This is a genomic window from Paenibacillus sp. FSL L8-0340, assembly GCF_038593145.1.
GTDB lineage: Bacteria > Bacillota > Bacilli > Paenibacillales > Paenibacillaceae > Paenibacillus_AQ.
The window spans coordinates 1,331,142-1,346,570 of record NZ_CP151967.1 but is presented as its reverse complement, the minus strand read 5'-3'; the positions used below and the strand labels follow the sequence as shown (position 1 = coordinate 1,346,570).

Here is a 15,429-nt window from a genome sequence, read left to right as displayed (position 1 = left end):
ATAGCACGAAGGAAAACGCACCCGACAAGGCATTTAGTCCTTGCTTTTTGGTTGGTCTGTTGCGTCTTTATCCTGCCATAATTAGATAAAACTATGAATCCAGGAAGAAACGTTACCCTCTTAATAGAGAGGGTAACGTTTCTTCGGGAAATTGGACTCTTAACGATACATTGATTAGACTGAAAACTTCGAAATACTTTCCTGAAGCTCTTGAGCAAGCTCGGACAGCATTCTTGAGGCCACTGCAATTTCCTCCACACTGGCCAACTGCTCTTGCGCCGAGGCGGATACATCATAGGTCCCCTCGGAGGAGGCCAACGTGATCCTGTTGATCTGCTCAAAGGCAACTACAAGCTCATGAGTTTCATGCGACATTTCTTGCGAAGCATCGGAGACGCCTCCAATCTGTTCATTAATTTCTTGTATGGAGGCTTCGATTTCGGCAAAGGATTGCCCGGCGGTTTGGACGGCATAAATGCCGGCCTCGACTTCCTTCTCCCCTTGACTGACCATTGTGAGAGTCCGGCTTGTCTCGGATTGAATCGAATGAATCACATCAGAGACGCGTTTCCCGGATTCTGCAGTCTTCTCCGCAAGCTTGCGCACCTCACTGGCTACTACAGCAAAACCCCGGCCATGCTCTCCTGCTCTCGCTGCTTCAATCGCCGCATTTAGCGACAGCAGGTTCGTCTGATTCGCTATATCCGTAATAATTGCAATGATTTCGCCGATTTCTCTGGAGCTTTCGGCCAAGGCGCTGACCACTCCTGAAACCTCACTTACATTTTTTGATACTGCCGATATTTGGTGAATTGCTGATTCAACCGCCTGAATCCCTTTGGTGGCCAGGTCGGATGCTACATCCACCGATTCCTTGACATGAATGGAACGCTCCGCAATTTGCGCGGCCTCTCCGTCCATCTTCTGAACAAGCGCAACACTGGCTTCGATACTGTTCACCTGCGTCTGCGCTCCTTCCGCTAATTTCTCCGTAATGGACGCAACATGCTCCGTAGCTTGTCCCGTTTGTTCTGCGCTGGCTGTCAGCTCTTCCGATGAGGCGGCAACATGCTCCGCATTTGTGCCCACTTCCCGGATCAGATCACGCAAGTGGTTACCCATGTCATTGAAGGCCTCAGCCAGTTGCCCAATCTCGTCCTTATTCTTGATCTCCACCAGAGTATTCCGCAGATCCCCTCCGGCAATTTGAACCGCCATCTTCTGGAGCTTCTGGATCGGGTTCGAGATCGCCCTGCTGATCAGAGCCGCGGCCAGAGTTCCCAGAAGCAAGGCTGCGCCTGTCAATGCAATGACCAGCTTCTTAGTAGCCGATACATCGCTGAAGGTTGTATTAGCTTCCAGCTCCAGTTCCTCCTCCTGAAGCTTAACAAACCGTTCTGCCGTACTGCTGAATTTACTTAGAACAGGTCCCTGCATTTGCAGAATCTCCAGATAATCGCTGTTATTCCGCTTTTTACTGTCGATAACTTGCATCGCAGTACCGCTGTAATGCTCCTGCAGGAGATCGAGTCCGGCGAGGATTTGTTTGTCATCACGATCGGTAGTGAGTGATTTCAGCTGACCAAGAGCAGTGCGGAACTGATTCTTCGCTCCCTCAAAGTCAGCTACTCTGGCCTCATCTCCATCAATCAGGAAACTGCTGATGCTAGCCCTTTCCTGCTCCACTGCAATTCGCAAATCCTTAATCAGTTGAACCGATTCGGATTTGTTCGTCAGCAGTTGTGTGTAGGTATCATTGACCTTGGAAAGGTAAAAGTAGCTGGTGAAGGCTACAACCAGCAGGAGGATCAGTATCAGACCGAACCCGCCGTATAATTTATTTTTAATCGTCATGTTTCTGAGTCTGCTCATTTCGCTGCCCCCTTATCTGTTGTGTCCAGAATTGAGGTGGCTTCTGCCCGATAACTCTTAGCTGCTTGTTCCGGGGTTATGCTGCCGTCCAGCACACGATCCAGGAGGATTTTATAGGCATTGTCAACAACCATGGAACTGCTTGGAGCAGGAGGATCGATTGGTGATGAATGAGTCTTGAGGTAGTCAAGCAGCTCGTACTGTTGTTTTCCCCCTTCTCCCAGCTTGCCGGAGAGCTGTGCAGCAATCACACTGGAAACAGGAACTCCCCGTTCTCCTTTCAGAATGTCATTGGCTGCCTCATTATTAATGAAAAAATTAATGAATTTGGCCGCTTCTTCCGGATATTTAGAATAGGACGACACTGCGAGGAACATGGAGGGTTTGATAAAGCGCCCTTCTTTGTCCCCGGCCTTCGGCAGCGGCAGCAGCTTGATGGTTCTTCCTGCCTTGCTGCTCAAGATTGTCGAAGCATTGCTGGAAACGGAGAAGAAGGCCGTCTTCCCGGTTATTACCGGATGATTCTCATCATTGCTGACTCCCTTAAATGAGCCTACCAACCCTTCATCTGTCCATTTTTTATAGAGAGTGAAATATTCCGCCAGATCTTTGTCATCATCATATCCAAGAGCCGTCCCCCCCGCATTGTACATGGATACGCCTCGGGTTCTCAGAAAATAGCCCGCAGCAAACATATTCCCCATCGGATAGAAATCAGGATCATCTATAGTTTCTTTTAGTTCTACAAGAGTCTTATACAGCTCATCTATTGTATAGTCCTGGGAAGGCACCTTAATGCCTGCCTCCTGAAGGAATGCCGGATCATAGATCAGAGCTTCTGAATTAATGCCGATATTAACCGCATATAATTCATCATTCTTCATGCCTGGAGCCAGGTACTCCGGGGGAACATCCGAAATGGAAAGACTCTTATTCTTAATATAAGGGCCAAGCGGTTCAATGAGATCCCGATTAATATAATTGAATATAAATCCATAATCCCCCTGAATAATATCAGGAGCCTTCTGATCCGCCGTATCCATAGCCAGACGAGAAGACAGTGCATCTGTACCCGAGAAATCCTCCGTCTCAATCTTGACGCCCGGGTGCTCCTTCATATAAAGATCAACTACCTTCTGCGTGTCCTCTTTGCGTTGCTCTTTCCCCCACCACACAAACTTCAGTGTAACCTCCTGAGCTGCTGTCTCTTCCTTGTTTCCGTCACCGGAGTTGCTGCAACCTACAATTCCTGTTAGGACCAGGAGAGCCCCACATACCTTCAATAACCCCCATACTTTGTTTCCCCTCATAAAAGCCACCGCCTATCTATCTAGTGATGTCGAATAAACAAAAAAAATGTAGCATTTTGTACATTCAACAACTGTTTTCTTTATCGGAAAGTGATTCTGCTTTATGAACAGACAAGTGGAAACGGCTTCGGCGCCCTCAAAAGGACGGTATCCGTTTCAGCGGGAAATAGAAGGATAAATTATAGCGTGAAGCATATAAATTCTCTTTTAACAAAAAAAAGCCCGCACTCTGCACGGACTCCTCATCTTAATATGTATCCAGTTTTGGGGACATCTTCATGAATCCTTTAACATGCCTATGATGATAAACGTAGAAATATAGAGCACAAACATAATGGCCAGCACGAGGCGCATCCGGCTTTTGTTCTTCACATATTTATTCAGCAAAAACATAATGACAGCTATTGCAGCAACGCTCAGAATCGTGATGATATTGTTCATCGCAAACCCTCCTTTTTAGTAGACTTTTCTGCTAAGTATATAGGGAAAATCAATTCATTAATATAAAAAAGAGCATAAATAATGTATTTTATTTCATTTATTTGGATCAGGATTTATAAGAGGTACGACATTTTATGTCGTACCTCTTGTTTTATACTACAAAGGTACCATTCAAACTGTGAAATGAGGTTCAAGATTATGCCGAAAACAAAACGGGGCCGCGTACTTTGGAACTTGCCGTCACGGGGCCGGGGGACATGCCCGATCTGTGAAACTACGCGCATTAAACTGCTCTATCCAAAAGTGAAGAGCGATGGAACCGGAATTAAGGTATGCAAGCGGTGCAGTAAAGCGCCGCAAGTCAAAGTTGATGCTATAACAGGCTAAGCGTATCCTTAGTCGGGGATGCCTCTCTCTTTTATGCGTATATGCATAAGACAGGTGCAGGCATCCTTGTTTCATTCCGCCGGGTTCCTTATACTCGAAATAAACAAACACAGGGCCAAGCTCTGATTCTCATAATCATGAAAGGGAGCCTCTTACTTGAGCCATATCCACCGTATTCAATGGTTCGACCAGCAGATTAAGGCGGGGCGTTATCCGAACAGCAATCATCTGGCCGGGCAGTTCGAAATCTCCAAGCGCCAGGCTCAGCGGGATATCGAATACATGGCCGCTTCTCTCCGGGCTCCGCTGCAATATGTAGCGAAGCAGCGCGGGTATTGCTATGAGGATGACAGCTTCATGCTTCCCTATCTCTATATGACCGATCGGGAAAAGCAGATTCTGAAATATTTGGCTTACCGGTACAGCCGCTATAATTACGAGAATGGAGCGGCAGTACGGCGGATTGGCAGCCTGCTGGAGCGGCTTACCGATGACCAGGAGCCGGGTGCAGAGGCACAGCTGCCGATTTTCACGGTAAATGTACATGTACTGCAGTATATTGAGCTGCTGGAGCATGCCATCAAAGAATGTATAGTTGTAAGAATTGTTCATGATGGGCAGGAGGGTGAACAGGAAATCTGCCCGTTGAAGCTTGTTAACCACTACGATGATGATCATGTCATTGCCAGAACGGCAGAACATAGTCCGCCCCAGCACTTCCGGCTATCCTCCATCCGCTCTTTGAAGCTGACTGAGCGGCGGTTCAATGGAGAAGCCGACGGCGGACTGCGGCAGGAACAGGTCCGAAAGCTCAAGCCTTTTACGGCACAGATCCGCCTGGCTGCTCCGCCCAAAGGAGAATCATGGCTCGGATTTCCGGTACATCTTATAGATAAAGACATTTACGAAGTGGATTTTTTCGATCCGGAGATGTTCGTCCAGCATCTGCTCACTACAGAATGGCTGCAAATACTGGCCCCCCAATGGCTGCAGGTCAAAATAAGCAGCAGATGCCAAGCGATGCTTGATTTGCTGAATCCACAGGAGAATCCAAGTGAACCTAAATAATATTCAGATGAAACGTGAATCGAAGTCTTTTACAGACGCCTTATATGCCATCCTGACAGCCGCACAGCGGTTTGAAGGACCAAAGTATATGCTCTCCGGGCTTAGCGGCATGGCCTTCAAATTCTCAGTGCACCGCAGGCTTCTGCCTATGTCGGTCACGGCCTACGGCCAGTGGGGAAATGAGCATGCACCTGCCATTGATAATCTGGGGATTCACACGGCCTATGACGGCGGACGCACAAGGCACAGCTCATTCGAAGTGTATCAGCAGGATGCCATCACTTGGATCAAACAAAGTATAGATGCCGGTGTTGGAGCATTGTACTGGATTCCGGAGTTCGGGGTAATTCACGGCTATGATGATGCGGACAGGGTATTTTATCTGCAGGACGGCTGGTCCGGGGAGAGCCAAGTGGTGTTGTATGACAATTTCGGCATCAACTTCACCTCCTTCTGGTACTGCCAGGTGTTCGGTAATCAGGTAGAGATCCCCTTGAAGGATGCGGTGCTCGAATCTCTTCGTCTGGCACTCTATGACTGGGAGACACCTTACAAAACATGGCCGGATAAGGAAATTGCCTCAGGCCGGCTCGCCTATCCATACCTGATTCAAGCCTTGAAGCTGGGAGACTTTGATTCTTCGGGTGCCGCATATATTCTGGATTCCTATGGATACGCACGAAGGGAGATCAGGGATTATTTGCAGGAAGTACACAAGCTGATCCCTGGACTGGATGAAGTTCATCACATATACAGTGAATTGGCAGACCTAATGACGGAAGAACTTGCAGTGTCTCTGCCTTCCTTTCATGGGACAGGGCAACTGGCTGAGCACCGTCAAGCCTCATTATGTGCAGCGCTGGCCAAAGCTGAGGCCCTCGAAAAACGCGCAATGGAACGGGTCCGGATTGTGTCAGAACGTTACCCTGACCGCAAACGTTCTATTGTGCCCAGATGGGGCGCACATTCGGCAAGGTAATATTTTAGCGCCGCAGGCCATGAACAAGAACGGCGGAAAGAAGGAATTTATTCATGAGCAAGATCATTCTCCATTCCCTTCAATACCGCCTGGAATCGCATTCGTTTACAGATGCCCTTTACAGTGTTTTGGCAGAGAAAGGCTGGTTCACTTTGCCGAAATGTATGTTGTCCGGAATGACAGCGGCCTGTTTCCGCTTCTCCGTTCACAGGCAGCTCCATTCCGATTCGGCCACGGCCTACAATTGGATGGCGGAGCATCTTGTAGCTTGTGACCTGATTGGAGTAACCGCCTCTCAAATGGGCGGATTTAATTTCACGCCTACCTTTCCTCTCTACCAGCAGCAGGCCATCTCTGATATCAAAGCATGCATTGACTGCGGAACGGGCGCAGTGGTATGGAAAGACCGGTTTGTTATTGTGAACGGATACCATGAACAAAAGCAGGTATTTTATTATTTGGACGGGGTAGCGGAATCCTGCCAGGAACTCCCCTACTTAGAATTGGGGCGGAACCACTCGGCTTATGCCTACTATCAGGTCTACGAGAAGCAGATCGAGATAGATGTGCTGCAGGCCATTAAAGAATCATTCATACAAGCGGTCTTCAAAGCGGAAACCCATGACATCATGCTGCCGGAGTCCGGCTATGCATGCGGGCTTGCGGCTTATGATGCCATTGTAGAAGCACTTCGTTCCGGCCGCTATGATGCTGAAGGAGCCGCCGAAACATTCTTTGTCTACACTGCGGCCAAACAAGATGCGGCAAAGTATGCACAGGAAGTTCTGGCGTACTGGCCAGCTGCAAAAGAGATCGCCGCACATTATACCCGGCTGTCGGAAATATTCGAGGCGATCACACAGGTTGAGCTCCATACGCAACCTCCCCCGCCCTCCGGGTTAAAAGAACTTATAACCTTATTCGATGATGCCAAGGCAGCCGAAACCGCCGCCATTCAGTCGATCCGTCACTTGCTGCGTGAACCGATTGCCAACCGTTTTCACGATATTGGACTGCGCTGAGCAGAAGCAGGTATGCTTGACAACAAAGTTATAGCTTCTATATATTTTAAGAACTATAACAAATTGGAGCGTGCCTATGAGCGCAGAAGAAAAGAAAACATTAGCTATCCATCAGGTGATGGATAGAATGGCAGCCGTCCAGCATAAATCCCAAGCCTTCGTTGACAGAATTAACAGGCAGGAATCCTTGACCCAGAACCAAATTATGCTGTTATTCCAACTGCGGCTTATGGGAAAGCTGAATATCACCGATATCTCTGAACGATTCGTCATTACGCCGGGAGCTGCTTCCTCCATGTGCGATAGATTGGAGGAGGCAGCTCTAATTGAACGGGTACGCACCAAGGAAGACCGCAGAGTGGTCAATATCATACTTACAGAGCAAGGGGAACGGCGGATTCTTGATCTGTTTGACCGTTTCGCTACCGCAGAGCTGGACAAGATTGCAGATACGCTCTCCAAAATTCAAATACTGATGGACGAAATTATTGAATAGCTCTCTTATCTGCACAAGCACCGCCTCAGGCAACTGAAAGGCGGTGCTTTTTGAGTGGATGATTATTTTATTGACTATATATTATTATATGTATATATTTTAATCATTAAAGTAAATTCGACAAAGGGGGCTCTACTCATGATACATCTGGACAAACACACTTCAGTAACAGATGCGTTGAATCATCCTCCGCTTAAAGTAAGAGGGTCTCTCATCCGCCGGGAGGATATCACCTCTGCCTGCGTAGATGTATTCGGTCACTTGAAAGCGCTGGGCAGGGTTACGACGGGACGGCTGAAAGTGTCTGGAGAATGCTCTATAACAGGTGCCTGTCTTGCTGCAAAGGTAGAGAATTTCGGAAGCCTGCGTTTACAAAGCCTGCAAGCCGAACATATCCGTTCCTCCGGATATTTCGCGGCATCGGAAGCAATCCATACGCTGACCTTTCTGGGGGAAGGCGCTGTGCGGGTGAACAGCCTTAGTGCGAAGGAATCCATTACGGTTCTGCTCGGTTCTTCCTGTACTGCGGATCAGATCAGAACGGACGGAACCCTGATAGTCAGGCGCTCCTCTCTGCTGCTTAAGCGCCTGATGGGACCGTTCCGCAAATTGACTGCCCGCTTGATTCAAGGGGGAGCCATTGAGCTGGAGTACACCACAGCCGAGCTAGTGTGCGGAGAGCAGATCCGGGTTGGACCCGGTTGCGATATTCAGGAAATCCGTTACAGCGGAAGTCTGCACGTTGACCCGAAATCGAAAGTGGGCAGAGCTGTGCATACGAACGGATCTGGAGGGCCAGTATCATGAGCAGCCGCATGGATTTCCGGCCCAATGCAGCCCTCCTCGATGCCTCCGAAGCTGCCTACGGTATGTGAACTCCTGAATCCTGGGGGTCATCTTTCATACTCAATTATGGTTTCTCCGCTTGAGGCATCCTGAATCTCTCCGATCCGGATGAACCCCAGCTTCTGATAGAGATAATGATTTCTGACTGCCCAAGAGGGCGTGTCCAACGTCCATTTCTGTGCTGAGGGATAAGTGTCAAACAGGAAGCGGAAGGCTTCCTGGCCGTAGCCTTTATTCTGATAATGCGGGTCCATATAAATCCGTCCAAGATGACATTCCTCCCCGCCGGGAGCAGGAAAGACGATCATTCCGCCAATGATGGCATCATCGGCAAGCAGCTTGTAATAGTGGCCCTTCTGCATCATCTCTGCCTGCCAGGCGCTGGAATCATAGCCCGGCGGCCCGTCTTCTTCTTTATTTTGGAACTGCCGCGCGTCCTCATTGAAGGTTTTCTTCTGTATTTCGGCTAAGGTCTTGGCATCCTGTGGTTCGGCTAGTTGAATCGTAATCATATATGTTCTGGCTCCTTTGAATTATTCATCTTATTAGTTTAGTTGTGAAAGGAGTAACTGTGTACCGCTGCAAAAAAAGGGGCGGTGTTCCATTCCCTCGGTTACTGTATTCAACTTCTGAGTTTCAGAGGCTCAGCTGACTGGACGACACTCTTGGATTAAAGGGGAATATGCCCGGAATATTGCGGGAACAGTCTCTTCATTGCATTTTACAGGGAATTCCTCCCTATAAATTCCATCATAAACTCCACATACGACTGGATCCACAGAAATAGCGGGCAGCTTTCCCGTTCATTGCGAAAAAATGCTGATTACCTAAATATTAGCGGACGTTTTTCCCGGTACTTCTGTTGAACGCTTGCGGCTCTAAGTATCCAAACTTTGCGTTCAACATTTCTGATTACTCAATGGGAAAATAGAGATCCATCACCACAGATTCCCCGGTCTCCAGTACTTCCTCCAGCCAGTAACGCTCTTTGTCACAGGCTGCTTGGTATCCCCTGCTGTTCACCCAAACCGCGAGTTTCTTCCAGCCAAGGGGTATACGCTCAAAGGGATCAACAAAGGGCTCCGTAATCCGCAATATTGCGTACCTGCAGCCCTCCACATGCTTACACGTTATACCTTCAGCCAGTGCCGGAACAACCTGATTGAGTACAACCCAATATTCATACCCCCGCAGGCCTTCCTGCTGCTGCTCTTCAGACACAGGAACATCAAAACCAAACCTTCTTGTCCCGGCGCCGATTCCCGTTTTCGCTGACCACTCACTCATAAATGTGATGACCTCCGCCTCAGGATCCTTGCTGATTCTTACGCCGCTGGCGGTATTCATCGTGTGGAGACTGTCAATTCTGACCTCACTTAAATAATCCATTGGAATGCCTCCTGCACTGTGGTTTAAGCTTTCCTCTAACAACGGTTTGGGAGGGAGGGAGTAGTTAACACTCCGGCATCTGCTTGGAACTTGGCCGAACTCCTGCAGAAATGCCCTGCTGAACGCACGCTCGGAGCTATATCCGTAATCCATGGCAATATCTAAAATCCTTCTTCCACGAATCAGCTCATTCATCGCATGGCAAAGCCGTCTCCTGCGGATATACTCCATTAAGGTGACATCCAGATGAATACTAAATAACCTGTGGAAATGAAATTTCGAGAATCCGGATACACGCGCACAATCCTCAATCGTAATCGGACCTTGCAGATTCTCTTCAATGTAATCAATTGCTTTCTGCATATACTCCGTATATCCCAAGCCGTTCACATCCTCGTTGCAACGATTACCTTCATTATAATCACCCTGCAAACGGACTACCGGACATTTATTGCTAAGTCCATTTATAGCGAGAAGCATATAAATTCTATATTTAAACAAAAAGATCCCCCGTTAAGGAGATCCCCTGTTCCGCTGCTCAGCGGATTGATTCAGCAATCTGCATGATTTCTTCGCGGTCTAAACCTTGGGTGCTCAAGCTGTATAATACGCCGTCTGCTTCCCAATCCAAGCTTTTGTTATTCATTAACACTGCGTCGATCCCGTTCACCTTCACCTGCTCGATCTTGCCGTCGGTCGACATCTCATAGGCCGTTTCATGATCAGCATAAGACTGCTGCATCCAGAACTTTATGCCTTTCTTCTCACTGGTGAAGATCAAGTCGGCATATTTGCTGCTGATCCCGTCCTTTCCCGTGTAAAGCTCTCCGTGGTCAAAGGCAATCCCTTCAGGTAAATATTCAGGCAGCTTCACTTCAAAAGCAGCGTATTTATTCAGCTCTGCAAGTGTCTTGACGCTGAAAATACCTGCGGCTTTTTCCTTATCCAGCACATCCTGCTCCTGCTGTGTGACAGGTTTGCCGTCTACAAAATCCACAATCGGCTCGCCGTCCGCCGTAAAGACCTGCCCCCTCTCTATCTCCTGGGCAAAGGAGACTACCAGATGGCCGTCCTTATCATAAATCTTGCCTTTCATCTCTTCAGGAATTTCAGGGATCTGGTCCGGATCCATCTCATTCGCGATGATATGTCCCAGATTAATGGTCTTAAGCACCCGGCTCAGAACCTCCTGGGCAAAGGATGGCTTGACCACAGCTCCGCTTACCGCAAATGCTACAAGCAGCGAAGCCGCAATCATTATCAGCCGTTTGAAGCTGCGGGAAGGGCTCCTTCTGGAACCGGCCTGCACTTTGCCGGCCCGGCTTCTAACCTTGGACCAAACTGCCTGCTGATCCGTATTGCGGCTGAAATCATGTTCGGCCAACACTTGTCCAAGCTCAAGCAGCTCACGGTATTCCTCGGATCCCTTCCATTCACCAGAGCCTGCTTTGTGAACACCGTTATCCATATCCCTCGCAAAACGTTGCGCGCTATCCTTGTTTTTCACAGTTCATCGACACTCCCTATTTCAGATTTGAGTTTTCTCATACTCCGGTAGAGAATCACGCCTACATTACTCTCGGAAATCCCTGTGAGCAGAGCGATCTCTTTATTTTTCAAACCGGCACCGAATTTAAGCGCTACGACATTCCGCTCCTTGACAGCCAGCTTGTCCAGCGCATGATTCAGCCTCGTATTTCGTTCTTCCTCCAGCAGCAAATCCTCGGGGGCTTTTTTGCCGGACACCAGTTCCATAACTGTATCCAGTGAGAACAGACGGGTTCTCTTCCGGCTTCTGTAATAATCGTTCACAACATTTCTGGCGATGGCAAACAGCCACACCTCAAAGGGCGCTTTCTCACCGGAAAAGCTGTCCAGCTTAGACAACGTTTTCTCAAATACCAGGCTCGTCAGATCCTCAGCCGTATAACGGCAGCTGACCCTGTAAGCTATATAGTTATATATCCGCTTATAGTAGGTTTCAAAAATCGTTGTAAACTGCTGGTCTGTCTCTGTATTTTCCTGCATTCTTTCTAGAATAAAAGGCTGTAACAATGCGCGCTCTTGCATCCCTTAAGCTCTCCCTTCCTGCAAAATTTCACTTGGCCAAGTAATTTACTCCAGCTAATACGTGTGTACGCGCAGTTTCATTACAGGATTAGGAAATTTTTACGAACGAATCTTTCATGGTACAATTAACCAAATTTATAATCGTTTTTCTGAAATGGAGGATTTGAGATTATGGTAATTGTATTTGCAGCGTTACTGTTAATAGCTGTTCTAGTAGCAGCGTATCGTGTAAGCAGCGGGAAATCCAGAAAGAGAAAATTAATCATCTGGGGGATCACCCTCATGGTGCCTGTCTCTCCCTTGGCATCATGGATGATTTCTTTGCTCTATGCGGACTTTGTTGCACATGATGGATTTGCAGGGATTGCCCTGCTGCTGCTGTTGCTTCCGCTTTTTTGCCTGGCCGGATTGATCGTTCTGCTTACAGGAATTTTTCACAAAAAAGAAACGGGCACTGTGTAGTTCCCAGCGGACCGTTTCTTTTCCAACAACTATTAATTATACATTATTATCTAATTTAGTATATTTATTGATCAACTCATCCAATAACATAGATTGTTTAATTACACTCGGGTGCAGCAGGCCAAACTGCTGTTCCATCTGATTTAGTCTGGCCCGCTCCACTTCAATCTGTTTCTGGATGACTTCTAACTCGTTCATTAGCACTACCTCCCGTAAATATTCTAGGGGTTTATGTCAAAATATAGGTGAAGTTGTACAATGCATCAACGTATAAAAAAACGCCGCTTGCGGTTTAGTTCCCGTTAAGCGGCGGTAAAAAGTCGACAAATATAAATTTCAGAGGCGGAAACGGAATTACCGTAAACAGACCGAGGCGGTACAAGAGTAACTATTCTTGTACCGCCTCGGTCCGGTTCCAGCCATGCTTCACAGTTTAATTTTTTCTAATAAGCCGAGCAGCAGCTGCTTCTCTTCCGGTGCGAAGTCCTCATAGACCGCTGCCAGCAGCGACTCCGATACGGCTTCAAATATCGGCTGAAGCTCCCGGCCTTTCGCCGTAAGAGACAATCGAAAGATCCTCCCATCTCTTTGATCCTGTTCCCGCTGGACGTATTCCATGCGCACCAGTTTATCCACCAAAGCTGTAATTGTAGACTTGTCCTTATCAATGTAGCAAGATAACTGATGCATCGTTATGTATTCCTGGACAAACAGCTGGTATAGAATATCTCCATGCGAGGGGGCGATACCTTGAAGATTGTGTTTTTTCAATTCCCTTTCGATGAACTTATTGCCACGCCGGTGAATGCGGCCAATGACCGCGAGTACATTATTTCCATTCATAATCCCATGTTAATTTTAAGCAAAATATGTGTCAAGCCTTTCCCCGTAAAGCCGCACTTCCCGGCGTAGATTTCTTCAATATTCCGCTTCCAGCCGGTGAATTCCTGTCGATCGGGTTGTGATTATGGGTACCTTCACTACGTTGGCCGCTGGCACCTGACCCATTCGTAACAGCCTTGTTGTTGCTTTGTTAACAGATCGTGATCTGAAAGCAGGCGTTTTAATATATAATAAAATAGACTGGAACTTTTATACTCTGGAGGTTAACCCATGAAAAAATTATTCGGCGCTGCCGCGATCGCCCTGTTTATTGCAGGATGTACGGCTGCGTCTCCTATAGATACTGCTCACGCCGCTTCTCCCTTACTCCTTGCTGTGGATGGACAGCCTGCCCTCACACCTCTTCATCCCTTCCATTCCGGAGGAATCTTGTATGTACCCGCAAGAGTCTTGCTCGAATATTATCCCTGCCAATTGATCTGGGACAATGTCCGTAAACAACTGACCCTTAGCGATATCAGCTCCAATACAGTCCTTACACCCGGCAGCTCAGCCATACAAATCACCTATACACAAACAGACGGCAGTAATGAAGAAATGCAAGAAGGACCTGTCATCGTAAAGGACGGACATAATTATATCCCCGCTGATACATTGTATGATCTTACCGGAGCTGAAAGTAAGCTTGAGACCACAGGGAATACAGTATCCATTGTGCCCGGAAGTGTCAGCACGACGGTTCGGGTTCCCAAGGAACCTCTTGCCGTTGCAGCGAACAACTCCAAGATCAAGCTATATACCGCACTTAAGAACGGCGACACTTATAAAGGATTCATACTTGAAGTGAATGGCCGGAAACAAACCTTCAATTGGTCAGCTCCAAGAATCTACAACTCTCCGCCCGAGCTTCACTATGCCGATGTCGATAACGACGGGAAGCCGGAAGCAATCGTCATTCTGACGCGGGGTACCGGAACCGGAATTGTTGCGCAGGAGGTCCATGTCGTAAAGCCTGAACTGTGGAAAGAGCTATCTCTCCCAGCAGCAGATAAGGCAGCTGCCACTGCCGTTACCTCCAGTCTGGCCATCCATCAAAAGGATGTACTGATCCGCCTTGAGGTCAAAGGAGCAGAACCGTCCAAGCTAACACTGCGGCTTCCCGGCCGTGCAACGGATAATGGTTTGGATTATTTCGGCAAGGAGGCAGGAATCGGCGCTGTTACCTATTACCAAGTGGAGGGCGGCAAACTAAAGGCAGAGACCAGTGTAATGGTCGGAATGCAGGAAAGTATAGGAACACTCATGCTGGAGTACAAGGCAGGCGGGAAGGGAATGGAACTGGGTTCAATCAAATTTGAGCCCGATGCTGCCATCAAGCCGAACATGGAGCCTAAGCAGGGGTAATCGAACAAAATCAGGAGTCTGCCGGAGACAACAGAAGGAGGTTCAAGAAACCAATGATAGATGCCCATATCCATCTAGAGCAATATAATGACACTGAGCTGGAGTCCATGTTGCTTGAGCTGCCGGGACTCGACATCGAATCGCTGATCGCAGTCTCGATGAACCTGGATTCCTGCATCCGCACGCAGAAAATCGCCGCATTATATCCAGTCCAGGTAAAACCGGCCTATGGCTTCCACCCCGAGCAGCCGCTGCCACAGGAACCCGAGCTTTACGCACTGCTGGACTGGATTGAACGCCATGCCGGTGAAATGACTGCCTTAGGCGAAATCGGATTACCCTACTATACACGGGCAGAAGCGCTGGAGCGGGGCGAAGCCTTTGAGATGGAGCCGTATATCAGGCTGCTGGATACCCTGCTTGGCCTTGCTGCCCGCCTGAACAAGCCCGTTGTACTGCATGCCGTATACGAGGATGCTCTGACCGCTTGCGATCTTCTGGAGAAGCACGGCATTACCCGCGCGCACTTTCATTGGTTCAAAGGACCGGAAGAAGCTATTGTCCGCATGATCGAACGCGGATATCATATTTCCTTCACTCCGGATATTCTCTATGAACCGGAGATCCGCGACCTCGCCCTCCGCTACCCGCCGAAGCTGGTAATGGCGGAGACAGATGGACCTTGGCCCTTCGAAGGTCCTTTTGCCGGGAAGCCCACCCATCCGGCCATGATTCGTGAAGTTGCAGCCGCCTGGGGGGCACTGCATGGTTATTCCGCCTCCCAGGCGGCGGCCATGCTGACTGCGAATACGGCGAGGTTCTATGATTTCTAGATAGAGA

18 protein-coding genes are annotated in these 15,429 nt (G+C 48.4%); 9 read left to right on the top strand and 9 right to left on the bottom strand.

Annotation, left to right across the window (positions count from 1 at the left end; translation table 11 throughout):
• Positions 1-174: 174 nt before the first annotated feature.
• The 3 genes from NST07_RS06120 to NST07_RS06110 all read right to left on the bottom strand — a co-directional run bounded on the left by NST07_RS06120 (position 175) and on the right by NST07_RS06110 (position 3,623).
• Positions 175-1,872 (bottom strand): methyl-accepting chemotaxis protein, encoded by a 1,698-nt coding sequence (locus tag NST07_RS06120; protein WP_341377526.1) that lies wholly within the window; start codon positions 1,870-1,872, stop codon positions 175-177.
• Positions 1,869-3,182, bottom strand: a complete 1,314-nt coding sequence (locus NST07_RS06115) for an ABC transporter substrate-binding protein (protein ID WP_341090327.1) — start codon at positions 3,180-3,182, stop codon at positions 1,869-1,871. The genes NST07_RS06120 and NST07_RS06115 overlap by 4 nt, the downstream gene beginning before the upstream one ends.
• Before the next feature lie 276 nt (positions 3,183-3,458).
• Positions 3,459-3,623, bottom strand: a complete 165-nt coding sequence (locus NST07_RS06110; RefSeq protein WP_341090324.1) for a hypothetical protein — start codon at positions 3,621-3,623, stop codon at positions 3,459-3,461.
• Positions 3,624-3,821: 198 nt separating this feature from the next.
• On the opposite strand from NST07_RS06110, the gene NST07_RS06105 reads away from it, so the two are divergent.
• From NST07_RS06105 to NST07_RS06080, 6 genes are all read left to right on the top strand, one after another.
• Positions 3,822-4,010 (top strand): hypothetical protein, encoded by a 189-nt coding sequence (locus NST07_RS06105; RefSeq protein WP_076111252.1) that lies wholly within the window; start codon positions 3,822-3,824, stop codon positions 4,008-4,010.
• 156 nt (positions 4,011-4,166) lie between these two features.
• Positions 4,167-5,078 carry a WYL domain-containing protein gene (locus NST07_RS06100; protein ID WP_341090321.1) on the top strand — a complete coding sequence of 304 codons (912 nt, stop codon included), beginning with the start codon at positions 4,167-4,169 and terminating at the stop codon, positions 5,076-5,078.
• A complete protein-coding gene (locus NST07_RS06095) occupies positions 5,065-6,057 on the top strand; it encodes a hypothetical protein (protein WP_341090320.1) in 993 nt (330 codons plus the stop codon). Before NST07_RS06100 ends, NST07_RS06095 begins: the two co-directional genes overlap by 14 nt.
• A gap of 53 nt (positions 6,058-6,110) precedes the next feature.
• Positions 6,111-7,079, top strand: coding sequence for a hypothetical protein (locus NST07_RS06090; protein ID WP_342481221.1), 969 nt, complete (start codon positions 6,111-6,113; stop codon positions 7,077-7,079).
• A gap of 76 nt (positions 7,080-7,155) precedes the next feature.
• A complete protein-coding gene (locus NST07_RS06085; protein WP_341090317.1) occupies positions 7,156-7,575 on the top strand; it encodes a MarR family transcriptional regulator in 420 nt (139 codons plus the stop codon).
• A gap of 138 nt (positions 7,576-7,713) precedes the next feature.
• Positions 7,714-8,382, top strand: coding sequence for a hypothetical protein (locus NST07_RS06080; protein WP_342481220.1), 669 nt, complete (start codon positions 7,714-7,716; stop codon positions 8,380-8,382).
• 86 nt (positions 8,383-8,468) lie between these two features.
• Here the strand turns inward: NST07_RS06080 and NST07_RS06075 are convergent, their stop codons facing one another.
• From NST07_RS06075 to NST07_RS06060, 4 genes are all read right to left on the bottom strand, one after another.
• Positions 8,469-8,933 (bottom strand): GNAT family N-acetyltransferase, encoded by a 465-nt coding sequence (locus NST07_RS06075; RefSeq protein WP_342481219.1) that lies wholly within the window; start codon positions 8,931-8,933, stop codon positions 8,469-8,471.
• Between the two features lie 400 nt (positions 8,934-9,333).
• Positions 9,334-10,311, bottom strand: a complete 978-nt coding sequence (locus tag NST07_RS06070) for an AraC family transcriptional regulator (RefSeq protein ID WP_341377524.1) — start codon at positions 10,309-10,311, stop codon at positions 9,334-9,336.
• Between the two features lie 37 nt (positions 10,312-10,348).
• Complete coding sequence (locus tag NST07_RS06065; protein ID WP_342481218.1) at positions 10,349-11,317, bottom strand: DUF4367 domain-containing protein; 969 nt, start codon at positions 11,315-11,317, stop codon at positions 10,349-10,351.
• Positions 11,314-11,838 (bottom strand): sigma-70 family RNA polymerase sigma factor, encoded by a 525-nt coding sequence (locus NST07_RS06060; RefSeq protein ID WP_341377522.1) that lies wholly within the window; start codon positions 11,836-11,838, stop codon positions 11,314-11,316. Before NST07_RS06060 ends, NST07_RS06065 begins: the two co-directional genes overlap by 4 nt.
• Positions 11,839-12,051: 213 nt before the next feature.
• Between NST07_RS06060 and NST07_RS06055 the strand changes: the two genes are divergently transcribed.
• The gene (locus NST07_RS06055) at positions 12,052-12,342 is read left to right on the top strand and encodes a hypothetical protein (protein WP_341377520.1); all 291 of its coding nucleotides are present in this window, start codon (positions 12,052-12,054) and stop codon (positions 12,340-12,342) included.
• A gap of 36 nt (positions 12,343-12,378) precedes the next feature.
• On the opposite strand, the gene NST07_RS06050 is transcribed toward NST07_RS06055, so the two are convergent.
• Entirely contained in the window at positions 12,379-12,540 is a 162-nt protein-coding gene (locus NST07_RS06050; protein ID WP_341377519.1) for an aspartyl-phosphate phosphatase Spo0E family protein, read from the bottom strand.
• 228 nt (positions 12,541-12,768) lie between these two features.
• A complete protein-coding gene (locus NST07_RS06045; RefSeq protein WP_341090305.1) occupies positions 12,769-13,185 on the bottom strand; it encodes a MarR family transcriptional regulator in 417 nt (138 codons plus the stop codon).
• 270 nt (positions 13,186-13,455) lie between these two features.
• On the opposite strand from NST07_RS06045, the gene NST07_RS06040 reads away from it, so the two are divergent.
• Together NST07_RS06040 and NST07_RS06035 are read left to right on the top strand one after the other, a co-directional pair.
• Positions 13,456-14,589 (top strand): stalk domain-containing protein, encoded by a 1,134-nt coding sequence (locus NST07_RS06040; protein WP_341090303.1) that lies wholly within the window; start codon positions 13,456-13,458, stop codon positions 14,587-14,589.
• A 53-nt stretch (positions 14,590-14,642) separates the two neighbouring features.
• Positions 14,643-15,422: a TatD family hydrolase gene (locus NST07_RS06035; protein ID WP_341090300.1), complete on the top strand. Its 780-nt coding sequence runs from the start codon at positions 14,643-14,645 to the stop codon at positions 15,420-15,422.
• Positions 15,423-15,429 lie beyond the last annotated feature (7 nt).

What these genes read in the sequence shown, in the direction of transcription:
- NST07_RS06045 (WP_341090305.1), bottom strand. Translation starts at nt 13,185, where the DNA reads ATGAATGGAAATAATGTACTCGCGGTCATTGGCCGCATTCACCGGCGT.
- NST07_RS06055 (WP_341377520.1), top strand. Translation starts at nt 12,052, where the DNA reads ATGGTAATTGTATTTGCAGCGTTACTGTTAATAGCTGTTCTAGTAGCA.
- NST07_RS06120 (WP_341377526.1), bottom strand. Translation starts at nt 1,872, where the DNA reads ATGAGCAGACTCAGAAACATGACGATTAAAAATAAATTATACGGCGGG.
- NST07_RS06105 (WP_076111252.1), top strand. Translation starts at nt 3,822, where the DNA reads ATGCCGAAAACAAAACGGGGCCGCGTACTTTGGAACTTGCCGTCACGG.
- NST07_RS06060 (WP_341377522.1), bottom strand. Translation starts at nt 11,838, where the DNA reads ATGCAGGAAAATACAGAGACAGACCAGCAGTTTACAACGATTTTTGAA.
- NST07_RS06040 (WP_341090303.1), top strand. Translation starts at nt 13,456, where the DNA reads ATGAAAAAATTATTCGGCGCTGCCGCGATCGCCCTGTTTATTGCAGGA.
- NST07_RS06080 (WP_342481220.1), top strand. Translation starts at nt 7,714, where the DNA reads ATGATACATCTGGACAAACACACTTCAGTAACAGATGCGTTGAATCAT.
- NST07_RS06085 (WP_341090317.1), top strand. Translation starts at nt 7,156, where the DNA reads ATGAGCGCAGAAGAAAAGAAAACATTAGCTATCCATCAGGTGATGGAT.
- NST07_RS06035 (WP_341090300.1), top strand. Translation starts at nt 14,643, where the DNA reads ATGATAGATGCCCATATCCATCTAGAGCAATATAATGACACTGAGCTG.
- NST07_RS06110 (WP_341090324.1), bottom strand. Translation starts at nt 3,623, where the DNA reads ATGAACAATATCATCACGATTCTGAGCGTTGCTGCAATAGCTGTCATT.
- NST07_RS06075 (WP_342481219.1), bottom strand. Translation starts at nt 8,933, where the DNA reads ATGATTACGATTCAACTAGCCGAACCACAGGATGCCAAGACCTTAGCC.
- NST07_RS06090 (WP_342481221.1), top strand. Translation starts at nt 6,111, where the DNA reads ATGAGCAAGATCATTCTCCATTCCCTTCAATACCGCCTGGAATCGCAT.
- NST07_RS06115 (WP_341090327.1), bottom strand. Translation starts at nt 3,182, where the DNA reads ATGAGGGGAAACAAAGTATGGGGGTTATTGAAGGTATGTGGGGCTCTC.
- NST07_RS06050 (WP_341377519.1), bottom strand. Translation starts at nt 12,540, where the DNA reads ATGAACGAGTTAGAAGTCATCCAGAAACAGATTGAAGTGGAGCGGGCC.